The organism is Thiohalomonas denitrificans (assembly GCF_016841685.1).
GTDB classification, from domain to species: domain Bacteria; phylum Pseudomonadota; class Gammaproteobacteria; order Thiohalomonadales; family Thiohalomonadaceae; genus Thiohalomonas; species Thiohalomonas denitrificans_A.
Genome location: NZ_JAENYR010000042.1, coordinates 11,398 through 32,287 on the forward strand (window position 1 = coordinate 11,398; position 20,890 = coordinate 32,287).

The window sequence follows — 20,890 nt, forward strand, 5'->3', positions numbered from 1 at the left end:
TCGCTCTCCGGCCTGGGCTGAGGCGGCTTCGCTTCGCTCTCCGGCCTGGGCTGAGACGGCTGCGCTTGGCTTTCCGGCTTGGGCTGCACCGGCTTTGCTTCGGTCTCCGGCCTGGGCGGCGCCTTCGTTTCGCTGTCCGGGGGGGGCGGCGCCGTCTTCACATGCTGCTCGCCGGATACCAGATTTTGGGGTTCGACGCCTTCCTTGGCGGGAGGCATGGGCGGACGGCGACGCCGGCGATTTTGCTCCGGGGGTGCTCCTCTCGATCCCTTTCGGCCTTCCGCTTCGCCTTCGATCGGCTTGCTGCTCCTTTGGGGCGCCGGACCGGAGTCTTTTGCGACGGCCCTATCCGGGGCTTCAGCAGTCTGGTCACCACCTTGTGCGGCCGAATCCTGCCCCGGAGTACGGCGGCGACGACGTCCTCCGCGGCGTCCGCGCCGGGTAGAGGCGCCCCGATCACCTTTATCGGTGGTTTCGGTGCCCGCGGAGGGTTCACTGCTTTCGGCCCTGGCCGGCTCCTTTTCCTTCGCTTCCCTGGCTTCCTTTTCCGGTTTCGCCTGCTGTGCGGACTTTCCGGCGGGTTTTTGGCCTGAACGGCCACCACCGCTACGTCGCCGTGAACGGGTGTCGCTTTTTCGACGCTCGGAAGTACCACGTCCTCGCTCTTCGCCGCCCGAACGGGCACGACGTTGCGGTGTGCGCTTTTCCGGTTCTGCTTCCTCTTCGGGCTTTTCGGCCCCGAACAGGTTATTCAGTAACCGCCGCAGGAAACCGCCCGGCTGAGCAGAAGACTGCTGCTCCACGACGGGTGGTCGAGAGGTCGGAGCCGGAGGTGCGGCACTGGGTATTACCGAGCGAACAGCCGGCTCTTCGCGCGGTGGAACGGGTTTTTCGCCGCGAACCCCTTCGATTTCTTCCGGCTTGCTCATCAGCTCATAGCTCGGGATCGTCTTATGGGTCGGTTCGACTTCGTCGGCCCGGACCCGCTGGAGCTCATAATGCGGGGTTTCAAGGTGAATATTCGGTACCAGAACCACATTGACCTTCTGGCGTTGCTCGATATCGGCAATCGAGGAGCGCTTTTCATTGAGCAGGAAGGTGGCTACATCGACGGGCAACTGGGCCTGGATCTTGTCAGTCCTCTCTTTCATCGCCTCCTCTTCGAGGATGCGGAGTATGGAAAGGGCCAGCGATTCGACGCCCCGAATAGTCCCCTGACCGCTACAGCGCGGGCAGACGATCTGACTGGATTCCCCGAGTGAGGGTCGCAACCGCTGACGCGACATTTCCAGCAGACCGAAGCGTGAAATGCGGCCTACCTGGACTCGTGCACGGTCCTGCTTGAGGGCCTCTTTCAGCCGGTTTTCCACTTCCCGCTGATTGCGGGCAGGGGTCATGTCGATGAAGTCGATGACAATGAGGCCGCCCAGATCCCGCAGGCGCAACTGCCGGGCGATCTCGTCGGCCGCTTCGAGATTCGTGTTGAGTGCGGTTTCCTCGATATCACCACCCTTGGTCGAACGAGCAGAGTTGATATCAATGGAGAGCATCGCTTCGGTGTGATCGATAACGATCGACCCGCCGGAGGGCAGTCGCACTTCCCGCTGGAAGGCCGATTCGATCTGGCTTTCGATCTGATAGCGTGTGAACAGCGGGGTGCTGTCCTTATACCTTTTGACCTTCTGCAGGTTGTGCGGCATGACCTGCTTCATGAACTGCCGCGCGTGTTCGTAGGTCTCGGGATCGTCGATGAGTATCTCGGCGATATCGCTCCGGAAATAGTCGCGGATCGCCCGGACCACTACATTGCTCTCCTGATAAATCAGGAAAGGGGCCGGCTTTTCCTCGGCGGCGTCCTCGACGGCACGCCAGACCTGAACCAGGTAGTCCAGGTCCCACTGAAGCTCCTCGGCGCTCTTGCCGACACCGGCGGTGCGTACGATAAGCCCCATATCCGCCGGGATTTGCAGCTGGCTCATGGCGTCGCGCACTTCGCTGCGATCATCGCCTTCGATACGACGGGAAACGCCCCCTGCCCGGGGATTGTTGGGCATCAGGACCAGATAACGACCCGCGAGACTGATGAAGCTGGTGAGTGCCGCGCCCTTGTTGCCGCGCTCCTCCTTGTCCACCTGAACGACGATCTCCTGACCCTCGTTCAATACCTCCTGAATACTGATCTTTCCTGAAAGATCCGCATTGGGCTTGAAGTAGGAGCGGGAGATTTCCTTGAGTGGGAGAAACCCGTGACGTTCGGCGCCGTAGTCGACAAAGGCGGCTTCGAGACTCGGTTCGATGCGGGTGATACGCCCCTTGTAGATATTGGATTTCTTTTGAACCCGTGCGGCGCTTTCAATGTCGAGGTCGAACAGACGTTGGCCATCCACTAGCGCAACACGCAACTCTTCCGGCTGAGTCGCGTTAAACAGCATTCTTTTCATATTGTAATTTCTCTCAGGCGCTCAACCACAGCCCCGACCCGGGACGCGGGTTCGCCAGAGTGGCGCCTTCCGCGGCGCACGAAAAAGCGGCTCGCCTGTATTCGGCCGCCGCTGCACTCCGTTGGCTGTCCTGCGACCCAACTGCGGGGCTGCGGGAGCGCTGTTAGTTCGGGCGCCGGCCCGTTCGGCCGACGCAGTAAACCTACAAAAAGTACGACAACGTTTGCCCGCCGGTGACTCCCGAGGGCTGTCAAAATTCTTCCCGAGCCAGGCGCCGGATGACGCAAGCCCCTGAATTCAGGCGGTCACCACTATATCAGCGTTGTCGTGGTGCATCAATGAGTGCGCCTGTTATCATAGCAGGTTATGGCTGAAACCAAACGCCCGCAAGTGCGGGAGACTGTCGTTGGAGAGGATAGCGGCGGTCAAAGGATCGACAATTTCCTCCTCAAAACGCTCAAAGGCGTACCCAAAAGCCGGATCTACCGACTGCTGCGCAAGGGCGAGGTGCGCGTCAATCGCGGCCGGGCCAAGCCCGAATATCGACTTCAGACGGGGGACATTGTTCGCATTCCTCCGGTGCGGACCCGTGATCCGGCCGCTGCCGTCAGGCCGGGCGAGTGGATCCTGAAACAGGTGGAGCAGAGTATCCTGTACGAGGACGGCGGTCTGCTGGTGCTGAACAAACCGTCGGGGCTGGCCGTCCACGGAGGCAGCGGTCTTAGCTACGGCGTAATCGAGGCGCTGCGTGCCTTGCGCCCCGACGCTCACTTTCTGGAACTGGCCCACCGGCTGGACAGGGACACGTCGGGCTGCCTCGTTATCGCCAAGAAACGCAGCACTTTGCGCGCTTTTCATGAATTACTGAGGAATGGCGGGGTAGACAAGCGTTACCTTACGCTTGTCCAGGGCCGCTGGCGGGGCGGAAAGGTTGAGGCGCCGTTGCGTAAAAATGTCCTGAGCTCCGGAGAGCGGCTCGTAAAGGTGCACACGGCCGGTAAATATGCGTTGAGTCTCTTTTCGCCCGTGACGCTGTATGACGGTGCCAGCCTGATGGAGGTCAAGCTGATCACGGGGCGTACCCATCAAATTCGGGTTCACGCCCGGCATTCAGGTCATCCGATTGCCGGTGACGATAAATACGGCGATCCCGAATTTAATCGTTGGATGGCCGGATTTGGGCTGAAACGGCTGTTTCTCCATGCTGGTTTATTGCACTTCACACTCGATACCACCGTGCATGTGGAGGCGCCTCTGGAGGAGGGACTGAAAAAAGTGCTAACCCAGATTATTCACCGCAAAGACGAAAAGGACGCAAAGCCCTGATTACAATGCATCTTGCATTATCGCCGAGGTTCTGCTGTTTCTGTTGTTTCTCGGTCATTTATGCTGATAAGCCATTGAATTATTTGCGCTCTTCGCGTCTTCGCGGTGAGTTCGTGAATTTTCCGGGCTAAGACAACTGGAAGGAAAAGATGTCGCGTAAATTCAATCTCCTGGTGTTCGATTGGGACGGTACATTGATGGATTCGGAAGCACGCATTGTCGCTTGTCTGCGTGGGGCCATCCGGGACCTGGAACTCGAGTCCCGGGACGAAGAGGCTCTGAAGAACATCATCGGACTCGGCTTGCGGGAGGCGGTGAGCACGCTCTATCCCGACTCCAACGATGACTTGCTGCGGCAGCTTACCGACCGCTACCGCTATCATTTCCTGACGGCGGACCCGACGCCGTCGACATTGTTCAATGGGGCGGAACAGATACTTCGGCAGCTTGCGGATGCCGGTTACCTGATGGCGGTCGCCACCGGCAAGGGCCGGGCGGGTCTCGACAAGGTGTTGGAGGAGACCGGGGTCGGATCGCTGTTCCACGCCACTCGGTGTGCGGATGAGACCTTATCCAAGCCCAATCCGCAGATGCTGCATGAGGTAATGGATGAACTGGGCGCCGAGCCGGGCGAAACCCTGATGATCGGGGACACCGAATACGACATGTTGATGGCTCGAAATGCCAGCACCGGGGCGTTGGCGGTCAGTTACGGCGTCCATACGCTGGAGCGGCTGCTGAAATGTACTCCGTTGGGCTGTATCCACGATATCAAAGAACTGGAAATCTGGCTTGGTGAATACGCGCCCGAACCGGCGATAGAACAGAGGAGAGGGTGAATGGCTAACGAACAACAAAAGTCCGCCGGTAATCCGGAGAGTGAACAGATCTGGGAGAAGGAACTGATCAATCGGCTGGCATTTGCCTCGCTGAAAGAGCAGCGCCGTAGCCGGCGCTGGGGCATCTTCTTCAAGTTTCTGCTTTTCGCCTACCTGTCCATATTGCTGTTCATGGCCATCGGGCCGGACTTCGGGGAGAAGGCTACCGTTGGCAAACATACCGCCCAGGTGGAAGTGAACGGGCCGATCTCCGATGATTCACAGGCGAATGCCGAGGACGTTATCGATAGCCTGCGGGATGCTTTCGAGCACAAGAATACCAAGGGTGTAATCCTGCGCATCAACAGCCCGGGCGGGAGTCCGGTGCAGTCTGATTATATCTACAATGAGATTCGGCGCCTGCGTTCAGAATATGAAGAGATACCCGTCTACGCTGTCATCGTCGACATGGGAGCTTCCGGCGCCTATTACATCGCCTCGGCAGCCGATGCCATTTATGCCAACCCGGCCAGCATCGTGGGTTCTATCGGTGTACTGATGAACAGCTTCGGGTTCGTGGAGAGCATGGACAAACTCGGGGTGGAGCGGCGCCTCTATACAGCGGGGGAAAACAAGGCATTTCTTGATCCGTTCTCCCCCACTGATGAAAAGAGTACCCGGCATATCCAGGTCATGTTGGACGATATCCATCAACAGTTTATCGGTGCCGTCCGGGCAGGGCGTGGGGACCGACTGTCGGAAAGCGAGGAACTGTTCTCCGGACTGGCCTGGACCGGTCAGAAAGCTGAAGAACTTGGATTGATCGATGGAATGGGGGATGTGGACTATGTCGCCCGCGAACTGATCGATGCCGAACACGTGGTGGACTTTACCCGCAAACCCGATCTGTTCAAACGCTTCGCCGACCGAATCGGCGCCAGCATGGCCGGGGTTATTGCCAGGAATATCGGTCTGCAGGGCCCCGAACTCCACTGACCCAGTGCAGAGGATTGGCGGCTTTCGGGCAGCGTCTTGTAGGTCGGCCTTAGCAGGCTGAGCCCGACCTACAAGAGCGTTACGGCAGCCGGATCCCCACCCTCTCCAGCATTCGCACCAGCCGGATCAGGGGTAGACCAATCAGCGTGTTGGGATCATCCCCTTCCAGCCGTTCGAACAGAGTGATCCCCAGCCCCTCGGATTTGAAACTGCCGGCACAGTTGAGCGGCTGCTCCCGGTCGATGTAACGCTTGATTTGCGAGTCGGACAACTTTCGAAATACCACCGAAAAGGGCACCACCTCCACCAGTGCCCGATCATTGCGGGCGTCGTAGAGACACAGTCCGGTCTGGAAGATCACGGTTTTCCCGGAGCAGGCCCGCAGCTGTTCAATCGCCCGTTCCCGGCTTCCGGGCTTGCCCAGAATCCTGCCGTCGTTCACCGCCACCTGGTCAGACCCGATGATCAGTGCATCGGGGTGCCGCGATGCAACGGCCCGCGCCTTGGCCTCGGCCAGACGGGCAACCAGAGCCTCCGGGGATTCACCGTCACGCCGGGTCTCATCGACCTCGGGAGAATCGGTATCGAAAGGAAGTCCGAGCTTGTTTAACAGTTCACGCCGAAACGGCGATGTGGAGGCGAGTATCAGTTTCATGGTTACCAGGTTTTCGAACCGCAAAGATCGCAAAGGAACTGAGTGCAAAGAGGCTTTCGAGCTCTCCTTGGCGGATTGCCATCGCGAACGGAAGCTGGCTGCCAATAGCACTTGGTTTTCTTAGCGCTCTTTGCGCCTTTGCGGTTTATTAACAGGCCTTCAAGATTCGATGTCGACCAGCGCTTCGTCCGGGTTGACGCGGTCGCCCTTGGCAACGCGCACCGCGGTCACCTTGCCGGCGACCGGGGCCTGGATCTCCGACTCCATTTTCATCGCCTCGGTGATGAGGATCGGATCACCGGCCTTGACCTCGTCACCCTCGGAAGCCAGGACTTCGACGACGGTTGCCGGCATCGAGGTGGTCACCTGACCGGGGCGGGTCGCACGCGGACGCTGGCTCTGTCCGGCGCGGGCCGCCGGGGTGAAGCCCTCCCTGGGAGTTTCCGAGAACAGCTCTTCCAGGATCTCCACATCGATTTCTTCAGGTACCCCGTCGACCGTGGCGTAAAATGGCCGGTGCTGCTGATTTTTGTGGCCGGATCCGGTGAGCTTGATGTGATAGGTCTCGCCATGAAGGCTGACGTTGAACTCTGTCGGTACGGCACTGACCTGCTGATCTTCAGCAGAGGGCAGCGGTTCCAGCGGCTCGGGTTTGAGCTCGTCGGCCGCCCGTCGCTCCAGAAAGTCCCGTCCCACGTCCGGGAACATGGCATAGGTCAGCACATCCTCATCGGATTTGGCGAGCCCACCGATCTCTTCCTGAAGGCGAAACATTTCCGGTTTCAGCAGATCGGCCGGACGGCGTTCGATGGCGTCTTCGTTGCCGATGGCCTGTTGGCGGACTACGGAGTTGACCGGAGCAGGGGATTTGCCATAGCGTCCCTGGAGGTAATATTTCACCTCGTTGGTGATGTTCTTGTAGCGGGTGCCGGTCAATACATTCAGTACCGCCTGAGTGCCAACAATCTGAGAGGTCGGCGTCACCAGGGGCGGGTATCCGAGGTCTTCGCGTACCCGCGGGATCTCCTCGAGCACTTCACTCATGCGGTTCAGCGCGCCCTGTTCCTTGAGCTGATTCGACAGGTTGGAGATCATTCCGCCCGGTACCTGATTGACCTGGACCCTGGTATCGACCCCGGTATATTCACTCTCGAACTGGTGGTATTTCTTGCGAACCTCATGGAAATAGAATCCGATTTCCTGAAGGTGCTGAAGGTGCTGAAGGTCCAGACCGGTGTCATATTCGGTTCCCCACAGCGCCGCCACCATGCTTTCGGTGGGAGCATGCGAAGTGCCGCCGGCGAAGGCGGAAATGGCCGTATCGATATTGCTGGCGCCATTTTCAATCGCCTTGAGGTGACACATTTCCGCCAGTCCGGCCGTCGCGTGCGTGTGGAGTTGTAGCGGTACCTTCACGACCTTGCTGAGTTCAGAGAACAGCTCGGCGCTGACCATTGGCGTCAGCAGGCCGGCCATATCCTTGATGGCGATGCTGTCGCAACCCATCGATTCCATCTCCTTGGCCACCGCCACAAACTGGGGGATACCGTGTACCGGGCTGGTGGTATAGCTGATGGCGCCCTGAGCGTGTTTACCCGCACCCTTGACAGACTCCACGGCGACACGGATGTTTCGAATGTCGTTGAGGGCATCGAAGATGCGGAATACGTCGATTCCGTTATTGGCGGCCTTTTTCACGAAAGCCCTCACCACATCGTCAGAGTAGTGGCGATAACCGAGTAGATTCTGTCCCCGCAGCAGCATCTGCAGCGGCGTGTTGGGCAGTGCACCACGGAGCTGGCGCAGGCGCTCCCAGGGATCCTCTTTGAGGAAGCGAATGCAGGCATCGAAGGTCGCACCGCCCCAGACCTCCAGGGACCAGAAGCCGATCCGGTCGAGCTTATCGCAAATAGGTAGCATGTCTTCAGTGCGCATGCGCGTCGCGATCAGCGACTGGTGTCCATCCCTCAGAACGGTCTCGGTAATCTGTACCTTGGCCATCGATTCGTTTTCCCGTTAAAAAATTGGTTTCGTCGGTGAACCGCTGTTCTACATGCCCATCGATGCCGCAATGGATGCGGCAATCGCTGCAGCCAATTCGTGAGCGGGGCGCCGAATGTGGTATTCAGACAGTTCCGGATGCGCCTCGACAAAACCGGTATCGAATTCTCCCCGGCGGAATTCCTCGGACTTGAGGATCTCCAGATGGTAGGGAATCGTAGTCTTGATGCCGTACACCCCCATGTCGCGCAGGGCTCGCTCGGCTCGGGTGATCAGCTGCGGCCAGGTGCCGGCCCTGACAATCAGCTTCGCGCACATGGAATCGTAGTAGGGCGGGATTTCATAGCCCGTATAGATGGCACCGTCGGTTCGGACGCCGGGCCCGCCCGGGGCAAAATAACGCGTAATCTTTCCAAAGCTGGGAAGAAACCCGTTTTTCGGATCTTCGGCATTGATCCGAAACTCCATTGCGAAGCCACGCGCCTGGATATCCTCCTGTTTGAAGGAGAGCGGCTCGCCCGCAGCTATGCGGATCTGTTCGGCGACGATGTCCACCCCGGTGATCTCTTCAGTAACCGGATGTTCGACCTGCAGTCGGGTGTTCATCTCCATGAAATAGAAATTGCCGTCATGATCGAGCAGAAACTCGACAGTGCCGGCATTTTCATAGCCCACGGTGCTGGCCGCACGGGCCGCCAGTTCTCCGATGTACTCGCGCTGCTCGTCGCTCAACTGGGGGGAGGGCGCGATCTCCACCAATTTTTGGTGGCGGCGCTGAATGGAACAGTCGCGTTCATAGAGGTGAATCGCATTGCCGTGACTATCCGCCAGCACCTGCACCTCGATATGGCGCGGGTTGACGATGCACTTCTCCAGAAACACTTCGGCGCTGCCGAAGGCCTTGGTCGCCTCCGATACTACCCGGTCGTAATTCCTGCGCAGCTCATCGGCATCGTTGCAGCGTCGAATGCCGCGCCCGCCGCCACCGGAGGTGGCCTTGAGCATGACCGGATAGCCGAGGGGTTCGGCAACGGCCAGCGCTTCATCCAGTCCGCTGATGTTGCCCTCGCTGCCGGGAGTGACCGGAAGCCCGGCTTCGACCATCGCCTTACGCGCCGCAGTCTTGTCGCCCATGCTGCGAATCACTTCGGCACTGGGACCGATGAACCGTACACCGCGACGTGTACAGATTTCGGCCAGTTCGGCGTTTTCCGAAAGGAACCCGTAGCCGGGGTGCAGTGCGTCGCAGCCCGTCGCGATCGCCAGATTGACCAGACGATGGGCATTCAGATAGCCGGCTACGGTATCCGGCCCCAGGCTATAGGCTTCATCGGCCTTTTTGACGTGAAGACTATGTCGATCTGCTTCGGCGTACACCGCGACAGAGCGGATGCCGAGCTCGGCACAGGCGCGCACGATTCGCACCGCAATTTCGCCGCGGTTGGCAATCAGGACCTTTTTTATCACGATCACCCGCCTCTAAAAACTGCATTTCGCACCGGGTGTCCCCGGACGGAAACTAGTGTACTGTTGCATGCTTGGCGGTGCTTTCAGCGAGCCGCTGGCCGGCCAGCGGCTCGCCCGAAGGGAGCCCCCAAAAACGCATGATGGCGTTGCGGACTCCATCCCTGGAGTCCGCCCTTCGGCTGCACGAATCCGCTCCCGGCGGACTCGTGCAGCGCTTGACAAGGGAAACCACCATTGCCTGCGCGCTGCACCTTGTCCTGACGCTTTTGGGGGGCTCTTAAAGTATCGGCAAGCATGCAACAGTACACCTAGGGGTTCAACAAGAAAAAGCGAAGGCGGATGCCGTGTTCCGTCCATTCGCCCGAATGAGGGTCCTTAACGGTCCCGGGTTTAACGGCTACCCATCTTCGGTCCGCAAAAGGTAGGGAAATAGACTGAAGATGTCCATAAACCATCCTTACGGCCCCGAATTTGCCGCCCCTGAGTCGTGCTGGAAGGGTACCGTTTCCGGACCGAACCTATGTACGGAAATGCCCCACGCATGTCAAGGATTGAGGCTCAGAAGCTGCCCGCGGGAGACCCATCCCGGGCGGCCGGAACAAGCGGATTTCATTGGTGTTTTTCTTTGACAACCGTGGGGGGCGCGCGTATGATTCGCGCTCTTATGAATGAGCGGCTACCCGATCGCACCGAACCGTTTCGCCTGGCCCAACGCGGCGCGGTTTTTACCGGTAAATTGCCGCTTGCAGGTATGGACCGACTGGCGAGCTCGCTGGTGAACAGTGAAGGGTCGGTTGATGTTACCTTGCGGTTCGGTACCGACGAGCGCCACCAGGCGGTGGTCGAAGTCAAGCTGCAGACCGAGCTGACACTGACGTGCCAGAACTGTCTGGAGTCGTACCTGCAGCCTGTCGCGATTGAGACGACGCTGGGTATAATCCGCACGGAGTCGGAAGCGGAAAGGATCCCGAGGGCGTATGAACCCTTGGTGGTCGGCGACGAGCCACTCTCTATAAAAAGGTTGGTCGAAGACGAATTGATACTTGCGCTGCCGATCATTCCGCGCCATTTCGAGGACTGCCTTTCCTGGGCAGCCACGGAAGAGGTGCCGGAACCGGACAGTGAAGCGGCGGACCGGAACGAAAGGGAGAATCCCTTTGAGGTTCTCCGGCGCCTTAAGAAAGAACGGTAATCCTGACGAGGAATCGAGATGGCTGTACAGAAGAGCAAAAAGACCCCTTCCAGGCGCGGTATGCGTCGCTCTCACGATGCGCTGAAGTCCGAGGCGTTGTCGGTTGAGCCGACCACCGGCGAAACGCACCTGCGCCACCATGTCAGTCCCGACGGTTACTACCGTGGCCGTAAGGTCGTGAACGTCAAGGGCGAATAAACGGATCCCGCTGAAGAGGCCGGTCCGGATCGCTGATCCGGGCCGGCTCTTTGGTTTAAACCTGACATTTGGCACCAGGGGGCGTTGATGATCGCGCAGAGGTTTGGATTCACAAGGGATTTTCCGAAAAAGCGGAATAGCTGGCCTATTTCCAACTGAGGAAATTCCTTGTGGATTCAGAGAGCAAGCGAGGACGTCAACTGGTGTTAAATGCAGGCTCAAGAGTTCCCCATGCCCGATAATAGGATGACGATAGCGCTGGACGCCATGGGCGGTGACCATGGCGTCAGTGTCGTGGTGCCTGCAGCCCTGCAGACGTTGCGAGAGATGCCCGCTCTCAGGCTGATTCTGGTCGGTGACCAGCAGGCGATGGAGGAGGAGCTCAAGCGCCACGGGACAGCCTCGGGTGATCGCCTGGTTTTGCATCACGCCTCCCAGGTGGTTGCCATGGACGATCTGCCTTCGCAGGCCCTCAGGGGCAAGAAAGACTCCTCCATGCGGGTGGCTATCAATCAGGTGAAGGAGGGCAACGCCCAGGCCTGCATCAGCGCCGGGAACACCGGTGCGTTGATGGCCACGGCGCGTTTCGTGCTGAAGACCCTTCCGGGCATAAACCGTCCCGCCATCATTACGGCCCTTCCCACCATCCGTGGCCATGCTCACATGCTCGACCTTGGTGCCAACGTGGATTCCAGCGGCGAGCATCTGTACCAATTCGCCATCATGGGTTCGGTGCTGACCAGCCTGGTGGATGGGGTGGACAATCCCTCCGTCGGTCTGCTCAATATCGGTGAGGAGGAGATCAAGGGCAACGAACAGGTAAAAGAAGCGGCGAAGTTGCTCTCCCAAAGCGATATCAATTATAAGGGCTTCGTCGAAGGCGATGACATCTACAAGGGCTCAGTGGACGTGGTGGTCTGCGACGGCTTCATCGGCAATGTCTCGCTGAAGACCAGTGAAGGCGTCGCCAAGATGATCAGCCACTATATGAAGCAGGCATTTAACCGTAATCTTCTGACCCGTCTGGCTGGTCTGGCGGCATTGCCCGTACTGAAGGCCTTTCGTGCCAAAATTGATCCCCGCGCCTACAACGGCGCCAGTCTGGTAGGGCTGCGCGGCATCGTTATAAAGAGCCACGGCGGCGCTGACGTCTTCGCCTATTCCCAGGCGATTCGGGAGGCGGTGCTGGAAGTGAAGAAAAACGTGCCCGAGAAGATTAACCAGCGGCTCGGGGAACTGTTGGAAGAAAGGCGAGCGGTTTGACGTATTCACGAATCAGCGGTACGGGAGGCTACCTTCCGGAGCGGGTATTGACCAATGCCGAACTCGAGCAGATGGTCGACACCTCGGATCAATGGATCACCGAGCGCACCGGTATCAGGGAGCGGCATATTGCCGCGGAGGGGGAGACTACCTGCGATCTGGCCGAGCAGGCCGCCCGTCAGGCCATCGAGGCGGCCGGAGTGTCCACGGACGAAATCGACCTGATTATCGTCGCCACGACCACACCCGACCGGGTCTTCCCGAGTACCGCCTGTCTACTTCAGCAGCGGCTCGATATCCACGGTTGTCCCGCCTTTGATGTTCAGGCAGTCTGCACCGGTTTCGTTTACGCCCTCGGCGTGGCCGACAGCTTTATCCGCTGCGGTACGGCCAAGACCGCGCTCGTGGTCGGTGCGGAGACCCTGTCCCGGATCGTCGACTGGAATGATCGGACCACCTGCGTGCTGTTTGGCGACGGCGCCGGCGCCGTAGTCCTGACGGCGAGCGAGGCCCCGGGTATCCTGTCGACGCACCTGCATGCCGACGGCAAGTACAATGAACTGCTGACTGTGCCGGGCGGCGTCTCCGGCGGCTTTGAACAGGTAGTGGGCGGCAGCGCCTTCATTCAGATGAAGGGTAATGAAGTTTTCAAAATGGCCGTCAATACGCTCGGCCGGATCGTCGATGAGACCCTCGCTGCCAATCGTATGGAGCGCAGCGATGTGGATTGGCTGGTCCCGCACCAGGCTAATACTCGCATTCTCGGCGCCACGGCACGAAAGCTGAAGATGTCCATGGACAACGTTGTAATGACCGTGGACCGTCACGGCAATACCTCAGCCGCCTCGGTGCCATTAGCCCTTAACGAGGCGGTACGTGACGGACGTATCCAACGCGGTGATACCCTGCTGCTGGAGGCCTTCGGTGGTGGCTTCACCTGGGGCTCGGCGCTGATCACTTATTGAGACCGTCTACACCGGGAGCACAGACTCCCGATGGCAAATAATAATTTGAGGGAGAGCCATGTCTCTTGCTTTTGTTTTTCCCGGACAGGGTTCGCAGGCCATTGGCATGCTGAGCGAACTCGCTGCCGATCACCCGCAGGTGTCTGAAACCTTCGCGGTTGCATCGCAGGTGCTCGGTTACGACCTGTGGCGGATTGTCGCGGAAGGTCCCTCGGACAAGCTGAACCAGACCCATGTCACCCAGCCGGCCATGCTGGCGGCGGGGGTTGCGACCTGGCGCGTGTGGAAGGCGGAAGGTGGTACAGACCCGGCGATGATGGCCGGTCACAGCCTGGGTGAGTACTCCGCCCTGGTCTGCGCTGGAAGTCTGGATTTCGAACAGACCGTCTCGCTGGTGGCTGATCGTGGCCGTTTCATGCAAGAGGCGGTTCCGGCCGGCGCCGGGGCAATGGCCGCCATCCTCGGCCTGGAAGACGACAAGGTTATTGATGTGTGTCGGCAGGCCGCCCGGGGTGAGGTGGTTTCCGCCGTCAATTTCAATTCGCCGGGCCAGGTGGTGGTCGCCGGAAACATCGGTGCCGTAGAGCGCGCGGTTGACCTGGCCAAGGAAGCGGGCGCCAAACGCGCCATGCTCCTGCCGGTCAGCGTGCCGTCGCATTGCGAGCTGATGATGCCGGCCGCGGTGCGTATGAAGGAGCGGCTGGCCGGAGTGGATATGAAGACTCCGGCTATCCCGGTCATCAATAATACGGATGTGGCCGCCCCTTCGGATCCGGACGCTATTCGCGATGCGCTGGTCCGCCAGCTGCACAGCCCGGTACGCTGGGTAGAGAGTGTCCGCAGGATGATTGAAGACTCCGCCGATGTACTGGTGGAATGCGGTCCCGGAAAAGTGCTGGCGGGATTGAACAAGCGGATTGAGCGTAGAATGACGGCGCTTCCGCTCTTTGACAGCGAAACCCTGGCCAAGGCAAAAGAGGCCCTCGGATAAACGAAGGTTAACCGCAAAGGACGCAAAGACTGAATCAAGAAGTAAGCAACCGCAGCGACAGCTCGGTTATTATGCGCTTTTTAGCGTTCTTTGCGGTTTAAGAGAGATAGCAGGGGAGACAGAACACAATGTCCTGGAATGACGAAATCGCTCTGGTGACTGGTGCCAGCCGAGGCATCGGCGAAGCTATTGCCCTGGAACTGGGCAGCCGCGGCGCTACGGTGATCGGTACCGCAACCTCCGACAAGGGCGCCGAGGCAATTACTGCGCGTTTGCAGGAGGCGGGCGTCAAGGGCCAGGGGTTGAAGCTGGACGTCACCGACACCGACAGCGTGGCCGAAGCCATCAAGGCCGTTCAGGAAGCGTTTGGCGCAGTGACCATTCTCGTCAACAATGCCGGAATCACCCGCGACAATCTGCTGATGCGGATGAAGGACGAGGAATGGGACACGATTATCGACACCAACCTCAGTTCCGCCTACCGCATGGCCAAGGCCTGCCTGCGAGCCATGACCAAGGCACGCCGGGGCCGTATCGTCAATATCGCCTCGGTGGTGGGAGTCTCCGGCAACGCCGGGCAGGTCAACTACTCCGCGGCCAAGGCCGGACTGATCGGTTTTTCGAAATCACTGGCCCGTGAGGTTGGCGCCCGCGGCATTACGGTCAATGCCGTGGCACCCGGTTTCATCGATACCGACATGACCCGGGCCCTGCCCGATAAGCAGAAAGAGGCGCTCTTGGGCCAGATTCCGCTGGGGCGCCTCGGCGCTCCAAAAGAGATTGCGGCGGCGGTGGCTTTCCTCGCATCGCCGGAAGCCGGCTACATCACCGGCGAAACATTGCATGTGAATGGTGGTATGTACATGGCTTAAATCAAGCCTGGTCAGGCAGTTATCAAATTATTATAAAGTAGTATCTAACATTTCTTTTGTATGGCATCTGTCGGCGGTTTTAAATACAATACCGCGGCAGTGATAAGACGAATTACTCAAGCTGGGAGGATATATCCGTCATGAGTTCTGTCGAAGAGCGCGTCAAGAAAATCGTTGTTGAGCAGTTGGGTGTTAAAGAAGAGGAAGTGAAGACCGCATCCTCTTTTGTGGACGACCTTGGCGCCGATTCGCTCGACACCGTGGAACTCGTTATGGCTCTCGAAGAAGAGTTCGAGACCGAGATCCCGGATGAAGAGGCGGAAAAGATTACGACGGTTCAGCAGGCGATCGATTACATCAACGCCCACGCCGGCTAATCGTTTTGCATTCGAACCGGGGCCGTAGACCACGATGGGTAACTAGTGTGGTCGCGGCCTTTTGTTTGAGAATTACTAGGAAGGGTTGGTCTCTTGGCTAAGCGACGTGTCGTTGTCACCGGCCTGGGGATGGTATCCCCCGTTGGCCTGTCGGTAAAAGAATCCTGGGAAAACATCGTTGCCGGTAAGAGCGGCATCGGTCCCATTGAGCATTTCGATGTCTCCGCGTTTTCGACCCGCTTCGGCGGCTCGGTTCGGGGTTTCGACATTACTCAATACCTCTCTCCAAAAGATGCGAAAAAGATGGATCCGTTCATCCATTACGGCATCGCCGCGGCCGCCGAAGCTATGGCGGATTCGGGCCTGGAGGTGACTGGGGAGAATGCCGAACGCATCGGGGTCTCCATCGGCTCCGGTATCGGCGGACTGCCGGGCATCGAAAAAGGTCATGCGGCGTATGAAAAAGGCGGCCCACGCAAGGTTTCACCCTTCTTCGTTCCGAGCAACATCATCAATATGGTTTCGGGCAACGTCTCCATCATTCACGGCCTGAAGGGTCCGAACATCTCGATTGTCACCGCCTGCGCAACCGGCACCCACAGCGTGGGGGATGCGGCGCGCTATATCGAATATGGTGATGCCGACGTGATGCTGGCCGGTGGTGCCGAAATGGCCACCTCGCCCTGCGGACTGGGCGGCTTCGCGGCGGCCCGGGCGCTCTCTACCCGGAATGATGATCCCGCAACGGCCAGCCGGCCGTGGGATACGGAACGTGACGGCTTTGTGCTCTCCGATGGTGCCGGGGTCGTGGTCCTCGAAGAGTACGAACACGCCAAGGCTCGCGGTGCAAAAATTTACGCCGAAGTGATCGGCTACGGCATGAGCGGTGACGCGTATCACATGACGCTCCCGGCCAAAGGGGGCGAAGGTGCATCGCGCTGTATGAACGCTGCCTTGCGCAATGCCGGCATGAATCCGGACCAGGTCAACTACATCAACGCCCACGGCACTTCCACTCCTGCCGGCGACCAGGCGGAGACCGATGCCGCAAAGACGACTTTTGGAGACCACGCCTACAAGCTGGTGATGAGCTCCACCAAATCCATGACCGGCCACCTGCTGGGCGCCGCCGGGGGTGTCGAGGCGATCTTCACCATCCTCGCCATTCGGGACCAGGTCGCACCGCCGACCATCAATATCTTCAATCAGGACCCCGAGTGCGATCTCGATTATGCGGCCAATGAGGCGCGCGAGATGGAGATCAAGGTCGCTCTGTCGAACTCCTTCGGATTCGGCGGGACCAACGGCACGCTCGTGTTCAAGAAACCCGACTGATTGTCTGATCGGGCCTGTTCATCGGTCCGATCGGCTTTCGCAGTGAAATCGCCATGGCGGTACTCAGTCTTACAGGCCACTCCTGTCCATCCGGTTGCCTGCCGTGCTGCTGGTAAACGGCGAACCGGCCGCATGCGTGGATCCGCGTGATCGCGGGCTCCAGTATGGTGACGGCGTCTTCGAGACCATCACCGTGCGTGGCGGCAAACCCGAGCTTTGGGATGCTCACCTTGAGCGTCTGATGGCCGGATGCAGAGTGCTGGATATTCCTTCACCCGATCCCGAGCAGCTTGCCCAAGAGGTAGCGCAGGTTACCGCCGACGAGATTCGGTGTGTTGCCAAACTGGTGATAACCCGGGGCGCGGGGGGGCGAGGGTATCGGAAGCCGGATGAGCCGAAACCGACCCGGCTGGTCATGAGAAGCCCGTTCCCTGATTATCCATCGGACTGGTCTGACTCCGGCGTGGTCGTGCGGCTGTGCCGTACGCCGCTCGGGCTCAATCCGGCACTCGCCGGGCTCAAGCACCTCAACCGGCTGGAACAGGTGATGGCCCGTAACGAATGGCAGAACCCCGAGATTGCCGAAGGCCTGATGAGGGACAGTGAGGGTTTTGTGGTGGAAGGGACGATGAGTAACCTGTTCCTGGTCGACAGGGGCACACTGGTGACCCCCCGGCTCGACCGTTGTGGTGTGGCTGGCGTCATGCGAAACAGGGTGCTCGAACTCGCAAAATCCCTGGGGATCCCTGCCAGGGAGGAGAGGGTGACCCTGGCGACCCTCCAGCAGGCGGAGGGTGCTTTTCTCACCAATTCGTTGCTGCGGATGTGGCCAATTCGCATTTTGAAAGGTCAGGACTGCCCCCGGGCGACGATCACGGCTACACTGAAAAGCGCCTTGGATAGAGTCTTGGAGGGGTAGAGTGCGGCAACTACTGTTCAAGTTTTTGGGTTTGACCATCCTGACCGCCAGTCTGTTCGGAGGCTGGCAGTTGGTGCGTTACCAGAACTTCGTCGAGGCCCCGCTGAATATCGATGACGAGGGCATAGACATCCGGGTGGCGCCGGGCACGCCATTGTCGGCGCTGGCGGCTCGCCTCGAAAAACAGGGCGTCATCAGCGACGACAGGCTGCTGGTCTGGATGGCCCGGATAAAAGACGTGGCAGCGGATATCAAGGCCGGGGAGTACCATGTTGAGCCCGACACGACGCCGCCTCAACTGCTACAGCAGATGGTAAAAGGCCGCGCAAAACAGTACTCCCTGACTCTGGTTGAAGGCTGGACCTTTTTCCAGGTCATGGATGCAATTCACGGTAATCCCTATCTTGAACAGACACTGACGGACCTTGACCCGGAAGCCATAATGGAGCGCCTGGGCTTGGCAGAAGAGCATCCGGAGGGGCAGTTTCTATCCGATTCCTACAGCTTCCCCCGTGGTACCAAGGATGTTGATTTCCTCCGGCGTGCCCACCGGGAGATGCAGTCCTATCTGGCAGCGGCCTGGGACGAGAGGGATGAAGGCTTGCCCTTCGAAACACCCTACGAGGCCCTCATTCTTGCCTCAATCATCGAAAAAGAGACCGGCGTCCCCGAAGAGCGCGCTGCGATCGGGGGCGTCTTCGTGCGTCGCCTGAATATGGGGATGCGCCTGCAGACCGACCCCACCATCATTTACGGCCTGGGAGAGGAGTTTGATGGCAATCTTCGCCGTGTCCACCTGAACGACAGCGACAATCCCTACAATACCTACCGGCATTCGGGCTTGCCGCCGACTCCTATTGCCATGCCCGGTCGGGAAGCCATCGATGCCGCGCTTCACCCGGCCGACGGCAAATCGCTCTACTTCGTCTCCCGCGGAGATGGCAGTCACGTGTTCTCCGCGACACTGGAGGAGCATAACCAGGCGGTGATCAAATATCAGCTCAAGGGCCGCGCCCGTACCTTCTCCTCCAGTCCCTGAAATCCCGTTCGGCGCAGCCAGCCTGGCGTCCTCAGTGGCCACGAGTCCTGTCCGTGGGCTCAAAATGTAGGTTGGTGCTGAGGGACGAAGCCCAACAATCAGCGTTGGGGTTCGTCACCCCACCTAAAAACAGTAACTGCTCGCCCCCTCTTTTGTAACTACTCGTAGCTCTGCGCTGAAGCATGGAACGGTAAATAATGCTCTGCAATCGCAGCGTTATGCGCCTCGTATCTCGGCACATGCATGATGCCTGTTTTCCTGAAAAGAGATGACCAGGTTCTCTCTGCAAACGCTGCGCCTCGGCGGTGGAAATGTCTTGAAGGGGTGAGCAGTTAAGAAAACGATGTTCTCGGACAGGCCCACTAGCGAACCGCCAGTATCAGCAAAATCACAAACCCAATCACCGCCAGCAGCGGTATCAGCAGCCCCTTCCAGTCCGCACTGGTGGCCTCCCGGCTCTGCGCCATCATCTGCTTGGCGCGGGGAAGCAGAAAGACGATCATGGCCCCAATCAGCAGGGCCGCCCCCAGTTTCATCCAATCCATACGTTAATCTCTTCGGTTCAAAATCAAAAAACCAGCCACGCCCCACATAGGAGAGCCACTCCGGGCTTCCGGGCGCGCACCGTACGAAGAATGCCGTAAGAGCGCGGCTTACACGCGCCGTTACCCACCGTAGCGCCGGAAATTATACCCGGAAGCTTGGCCTTCCTTCCCATGGGAGGGCCGCCCCGGCGTTTCTTGGAAAGAATCGCCACGAAGGCGCGCCCCTCCCCAATCCGGACGGACCCACAAAAAAGCCCCGGAAGACCGGGGCTTTTTGACGGATGCTACCGATAGAGTCAGTCGCGACCGGTAAACGCCGCGAGCAGGTTCAACAGATGAATGAAGATGTTGAAGATGCTCAGGTAGAGACTGACGGTCATCAGCAGGTAGTTGCTCTCGCCGCCATTCACCATCCGACCGGTGTCATAAAGAATGAAACCGCTCATCAGCATGATGACCACGGAGGAGATGGTCAGCGACAGGGCCGGGATCTGCAGGAAGATATTGGCCAGAATCGCCGCCAGAATCACCAGCATGCCCACGAACAGGAAACCGCCCATGAAGCTGAAATCACGGCGGGTCGCCAGCGCATAGCCGGACAGCCCCAGGAAGATGACGCCGGTGCCGCCCAAAGCGGTGCCGACGATCTGCGGCCCATTGGACAGCGCCAGATACATCTCCAGCATCGGGCCGAGTCCAAAGCCCAGCAGTCCGGTAATCCCAAACACCACGCCCAGACCTGCCGTCGAGTTGGCCGTACGCGGCAGCACCAGCCAGATCAGCAGCATCGCGCCACCGAGTGTTAACAGAGACGTCATCGGGGGCGGTTGTATGGCAAGCGACACACCCGCCATCAGCGCGCTGAAGAGCAGCGTCATGGCCAGCAGCGTATAGGTATTTCTGATTAATTTGTTGACCGCCAGGGTCGATTCGACCGAATGGGCAACCGCGCTATTATTGGGATTCATCGGTACTCCTCGTAAAGTTTCCGAAACCGTATCTTAAGAACGACAACGTTTGTATACGACCGGTTTTACGGTCTTTCGTTCCTTAAGGATACCGGTAAGCACAGGAGAATCAAGCTGGAAAACCACAGGGGTAATCGGTTAAGCTTCTCTCCCGCTGGAGAGGTGGCTGAGCGGTTGAAAGCACCGGTCTTGAAAACCGGCAGGGGTTAGCGCCCCTCGAGGGTTCGAATCCCTCCCTCTCCGCCAGAATTTCCAAGTACTCTGAATTTAGCGGCTATCTGCCGCTTCTCAATGAGTCGGAACCGCACTGCCGTTTTGCGGCTCACCGCTACGGCTCCGGTTTCACGGCTATCTCCTGAAGAACTTCCCCCCCGCTGTCATTACGAGGAGCCCCGGCGACGAAGTAATCTGGTGTCTTAACAGCGAGATTGCCGTGTCGCTGAGGCTCCTCCTGATGAACTTGCCCTCCCCGCTGTCATTACGAGGAGCCCTGGCGACGAAGTAATCTCCTGCTCCCAAACC

The 20,890-nt window shown here is 59.0% G+C and carries 19 protein-coding genes and 1 tRNA gene; 14 read left to right on the plus strand and 6 right to left on the minus strand.

The genetic code is table 11. From position 1 onward, the window contains the following. On the minus strand, nucleotides 1-2,441 hold a 2,441-nt coding region (rne, locus tag Q7L05_RS10365; protein ID WP_303905827.1), incomplete at its 3' end, for a ribonuclease E. Between the two features lie 366 nt (nucleotides 2,442-2,807). Between rne and rluC the strand changes: the two genes are divergently transcribed. From rluC to sppA, 3 genes are all read left to right on the plus strand, one after another. Then, a complete protein-coding gene (gene rluC / locus Q7L05_RS10370) occupies nucleotides 2,808-3,767 on the plus strand; it encodes a 23S rRNA pseudouridine(955/2504/2580) synthase RluC (RefSeq protein ID WP_303905828.1) in 960 nt (319 codons plus the stop codon). Nucleotides 3,768-3,916: 149 nt separating this feature from the next. Further along, nucleotides 3,917-4,606 (plus strand): HAD-IA family hydrolase, encoded by a 690-nt coding sequence (locus tag Q7L05_RS10375; RefSeq protein WP_303905830.1) that lies wholly within the window; start codon nucleotides 3,917-3,919, stop codon nucleotides 4,604-4,606. Continuing rightward, complete coding sequence (sppA, locus tag Q7L05_RS10380) at nucleotides 4,607-5,581, plus strand: signal peptide peptidase SppA (RefSeq protein ID WP_303905833.1); 975 nt, start codon at nucleotides 4,607-4,609, stop codon at nucleotides 5,579-5,581. It abuts the gene before it with no gap. Between the two features lie 79 nt (nucleotides 5,582-5,660). Here sppA and Q7L05_RS10385 read toward each other — a convergent pair whose 3' ends face one another. From Q7L05_RS10385 to Q7L05_RS10395, 3 genes are all read right to left on the minus strand, one after another. Further along, the gene (locus Q7L05_RS10385; protein ID WP_303905835.1) at nucleotides 5,661-6,236 is read right to left on the minus strand and encodes a Maf family protein; all 576 of its coding nucleotides are present in this window, start codon (nucleotides 6,234-6,236) and stop codon (nucleotides 5,661-5,663) included. A gap of 159 nt (nucleotides 6,237-6,395) precedes the next feature. Beyond that, entirely contained in the window at nucleotides 6,396-8,237 is a 1,842-nt protein-coding gene (oadA, locus tag Q7L05_RS10390) for a sodium-extruding oxaloacetate decarboxylase subunit alpha (protein WP_303905837.1), read from the minus strand. Nucleotides 8,238-8,285: 48 nt separating this feature from the next. Then, nucleotides 8,286-9,704 (minus strand): acetyl-CoA carboxylase biotin carboxylase subunit, encoded by a 1,419-nt coding sequence (locus Q7L05_RS10395; protein WP_303905840.1) that lies wholly within the window; start codon nucleotides 9,702-9,704, stop codon nucleotides 8,286-8,288. Between the two features lie 649 nt (nucleotides 9,705-10,353). Between Q7L05_RS10395 and Q7L05_RS10400 the strand changes: the two genes are divergently transcribed. From Q7L05_RS10400 to mltG, 10 genes are all read left to right on the plus strand, one after another. Next, the gene (locus tag Q7L05_RS10400) at nucleotides 10,354-10,896 is read left to right on the plus strand and encodes a YceD family protein (RefSeq protein WP_303905842.1); all 543 of its coding nucleotides are present in this window, start codon (nucleotides 10,354-10,356) and stop codon (nucleotides 10,894-10,896) included. 18 nt (nucleotides 10,897-10,914) lie between these two features. Continuing rightward, complete coding sequence (rpmF, locus tag Q7L05_RS10405; protein ID WP_303905844.1) at nucleotides 10,915-11,094, plus strand: 50S ribosomal protein L32; 180 nt, start codon at nucleotides 10,915-10,917, stop codon at nucleotides 11,092-11,094. 231 nt (nucleotides 11,095-11,325) lie between these two features. After that, a complete protein-coding gene (gene plsX, locus Q7L05_RS10410; protein ID WP_303905846.1) occupies nucleotides 11,326-12,357 on the plus strand; it encodes a phosphate acyltransferase PlsX in 1,032 nt (343 codons plus the stop codon). After that, nucleotides 12,354-13,322: a beta-ketoacyl-ACP synthase III gene (locus tag Q7L05_RS10415; RefSeq protein WP_303905848.1), complete on the plus strand. Its 969-nt coding sequence runs from the start codon at nucleotides 12,354-12,356 to the stop codon at nucleotides 13,320-13,322. Before plsX ends, Q7L05_RS10415 begins: the two co-directional genes overlap by 4 nt. A gap of 58 nt (nucleotides 13,323-13,380) precedes the next feature. Further along, nucleotides 13,381-14,313, plus strand: coding sequence for an ACP S-malonyltransferase (gene fabD / locus Q7L05_RS10420; protein WP_303905850.1), 933 nt, complete (start codon nucleotides 13,381-13,383; stop codon nucleotides 14,311-14,313). A gap of 128 nt (nucleotides 14,314-14,441) precedes the next feature. Next, complete coding sequence (gene fabG, locus Q7L05_RS10425) at nucleotides 14,442-15,185, plus strand: 3-oxoacyl-ACP reductase FabG (RefSeq protein ID WP_303905853.1); 744 nt, start codon at nucleotides 14,442-14,444, stop codon at nucleotides 15,183-15,185. 140 nt (nucleotides 15,186-15,325) lie between these two features. Further along, the gene (gene acpP, locus Q7L05_RS10430) at nucleotides 15,326-15,562 is read left to right on the plus strand and encodes an acyl carrier protein (protein WP_092995527.1); all 237 of its coding nucleotides are present in this window, start codon (nucleotides 15,326-15,328) and stop codon (nucleotides 15,560-15,562) included. 93 nt (nucleotides 15,563-15,655) lie between these two features. Further along, on the plus strand, nucleotides 15,656-16,897 hold the full coding sequence (fabF, locus tag Q7L05_RS10435) for a beta-ketoacyl-ACP synthase II (RefSeq protein WP_303905857.1): 1,242 nt from the start codon (nucleotides 15,656-15,658) through the stop codon (nucleotides 16,895-16,897). Nucleotides 16,898-17,000: 103 nt separating this feature from the next. Then, nucleotides 17,001-17,816: an aminodeoxychorismate lyase gene (pabC, locus tag Q7L05_RS10440; protein ID WP_303905860.1), complete on the plus strand. Its 816-nt coding sequence runs from the start codon at nucleotides 17,001-17,003 to the stop codon at nucleotides 17,814-17,816. A gap of 1 nt (nucleotide 17,817) precedes the next feature. After that, nucleotides 17,818-18,855 (plus strand): endolytic transglycosylase MltG, encoded by a 1,038-nt coding sequence (gene mltG, locus Q7L05_RS10445; protein WP_303905863.1) that lies wholly within the window; start codon nucleotides 17,818-17,820, stop codon nucleotides 18,853-18,855. A 362-nt stretch (nucleotides 18,856-19,217) separates the two neighbouring features. On the opposite strand, the gene Q7L05_RS10450 is transcribed toward mltG, so the two are convergent. Together Q7L05_RS10450 and Q7L05_RS10455 are read right to left on the minus strand one after the other, a co-directional pair. Next, nucleotides 19,218-19,400, minus strand: coding sequence for a hypothetical protein (locus tag Q7L05_RS10450; RefSeq protein WP_303905866.1), 183 nt, complete (start codon nucleotides 19,398-19,400; stop codon nucleotides 19,218-19,220). A gap of 296 nt (nucleotides 19,401-19,696) precedes the next feature. Then, nucleotides 19,697-20,368: a Bax inhibitor-1/YccA family protein gene (locus Q7L05_RS10455; RefSeq protein ID WP_303905868.1), complete on the minus strand. Its 672-nt coding sequence runs from the start codon at nucleotides 20,366-20,368 to the stop codon at nucleotides 19,697-19,699. Nucleotides 20,369-20,524: 156 nt separating this feature from the next. Between Q7L05_RS10455 and Q7L05_RS10460 the strand changes: the two genes are divergently transcribed. Further along, a tRNA-Ser gene (locus Q7L05_RS10460) sits at nucleotides 20,525-20,614 on the plus strand. The last annotated feature ends 276 nt before the right edge of the window (nucleotides 20,615-20,890 follow it).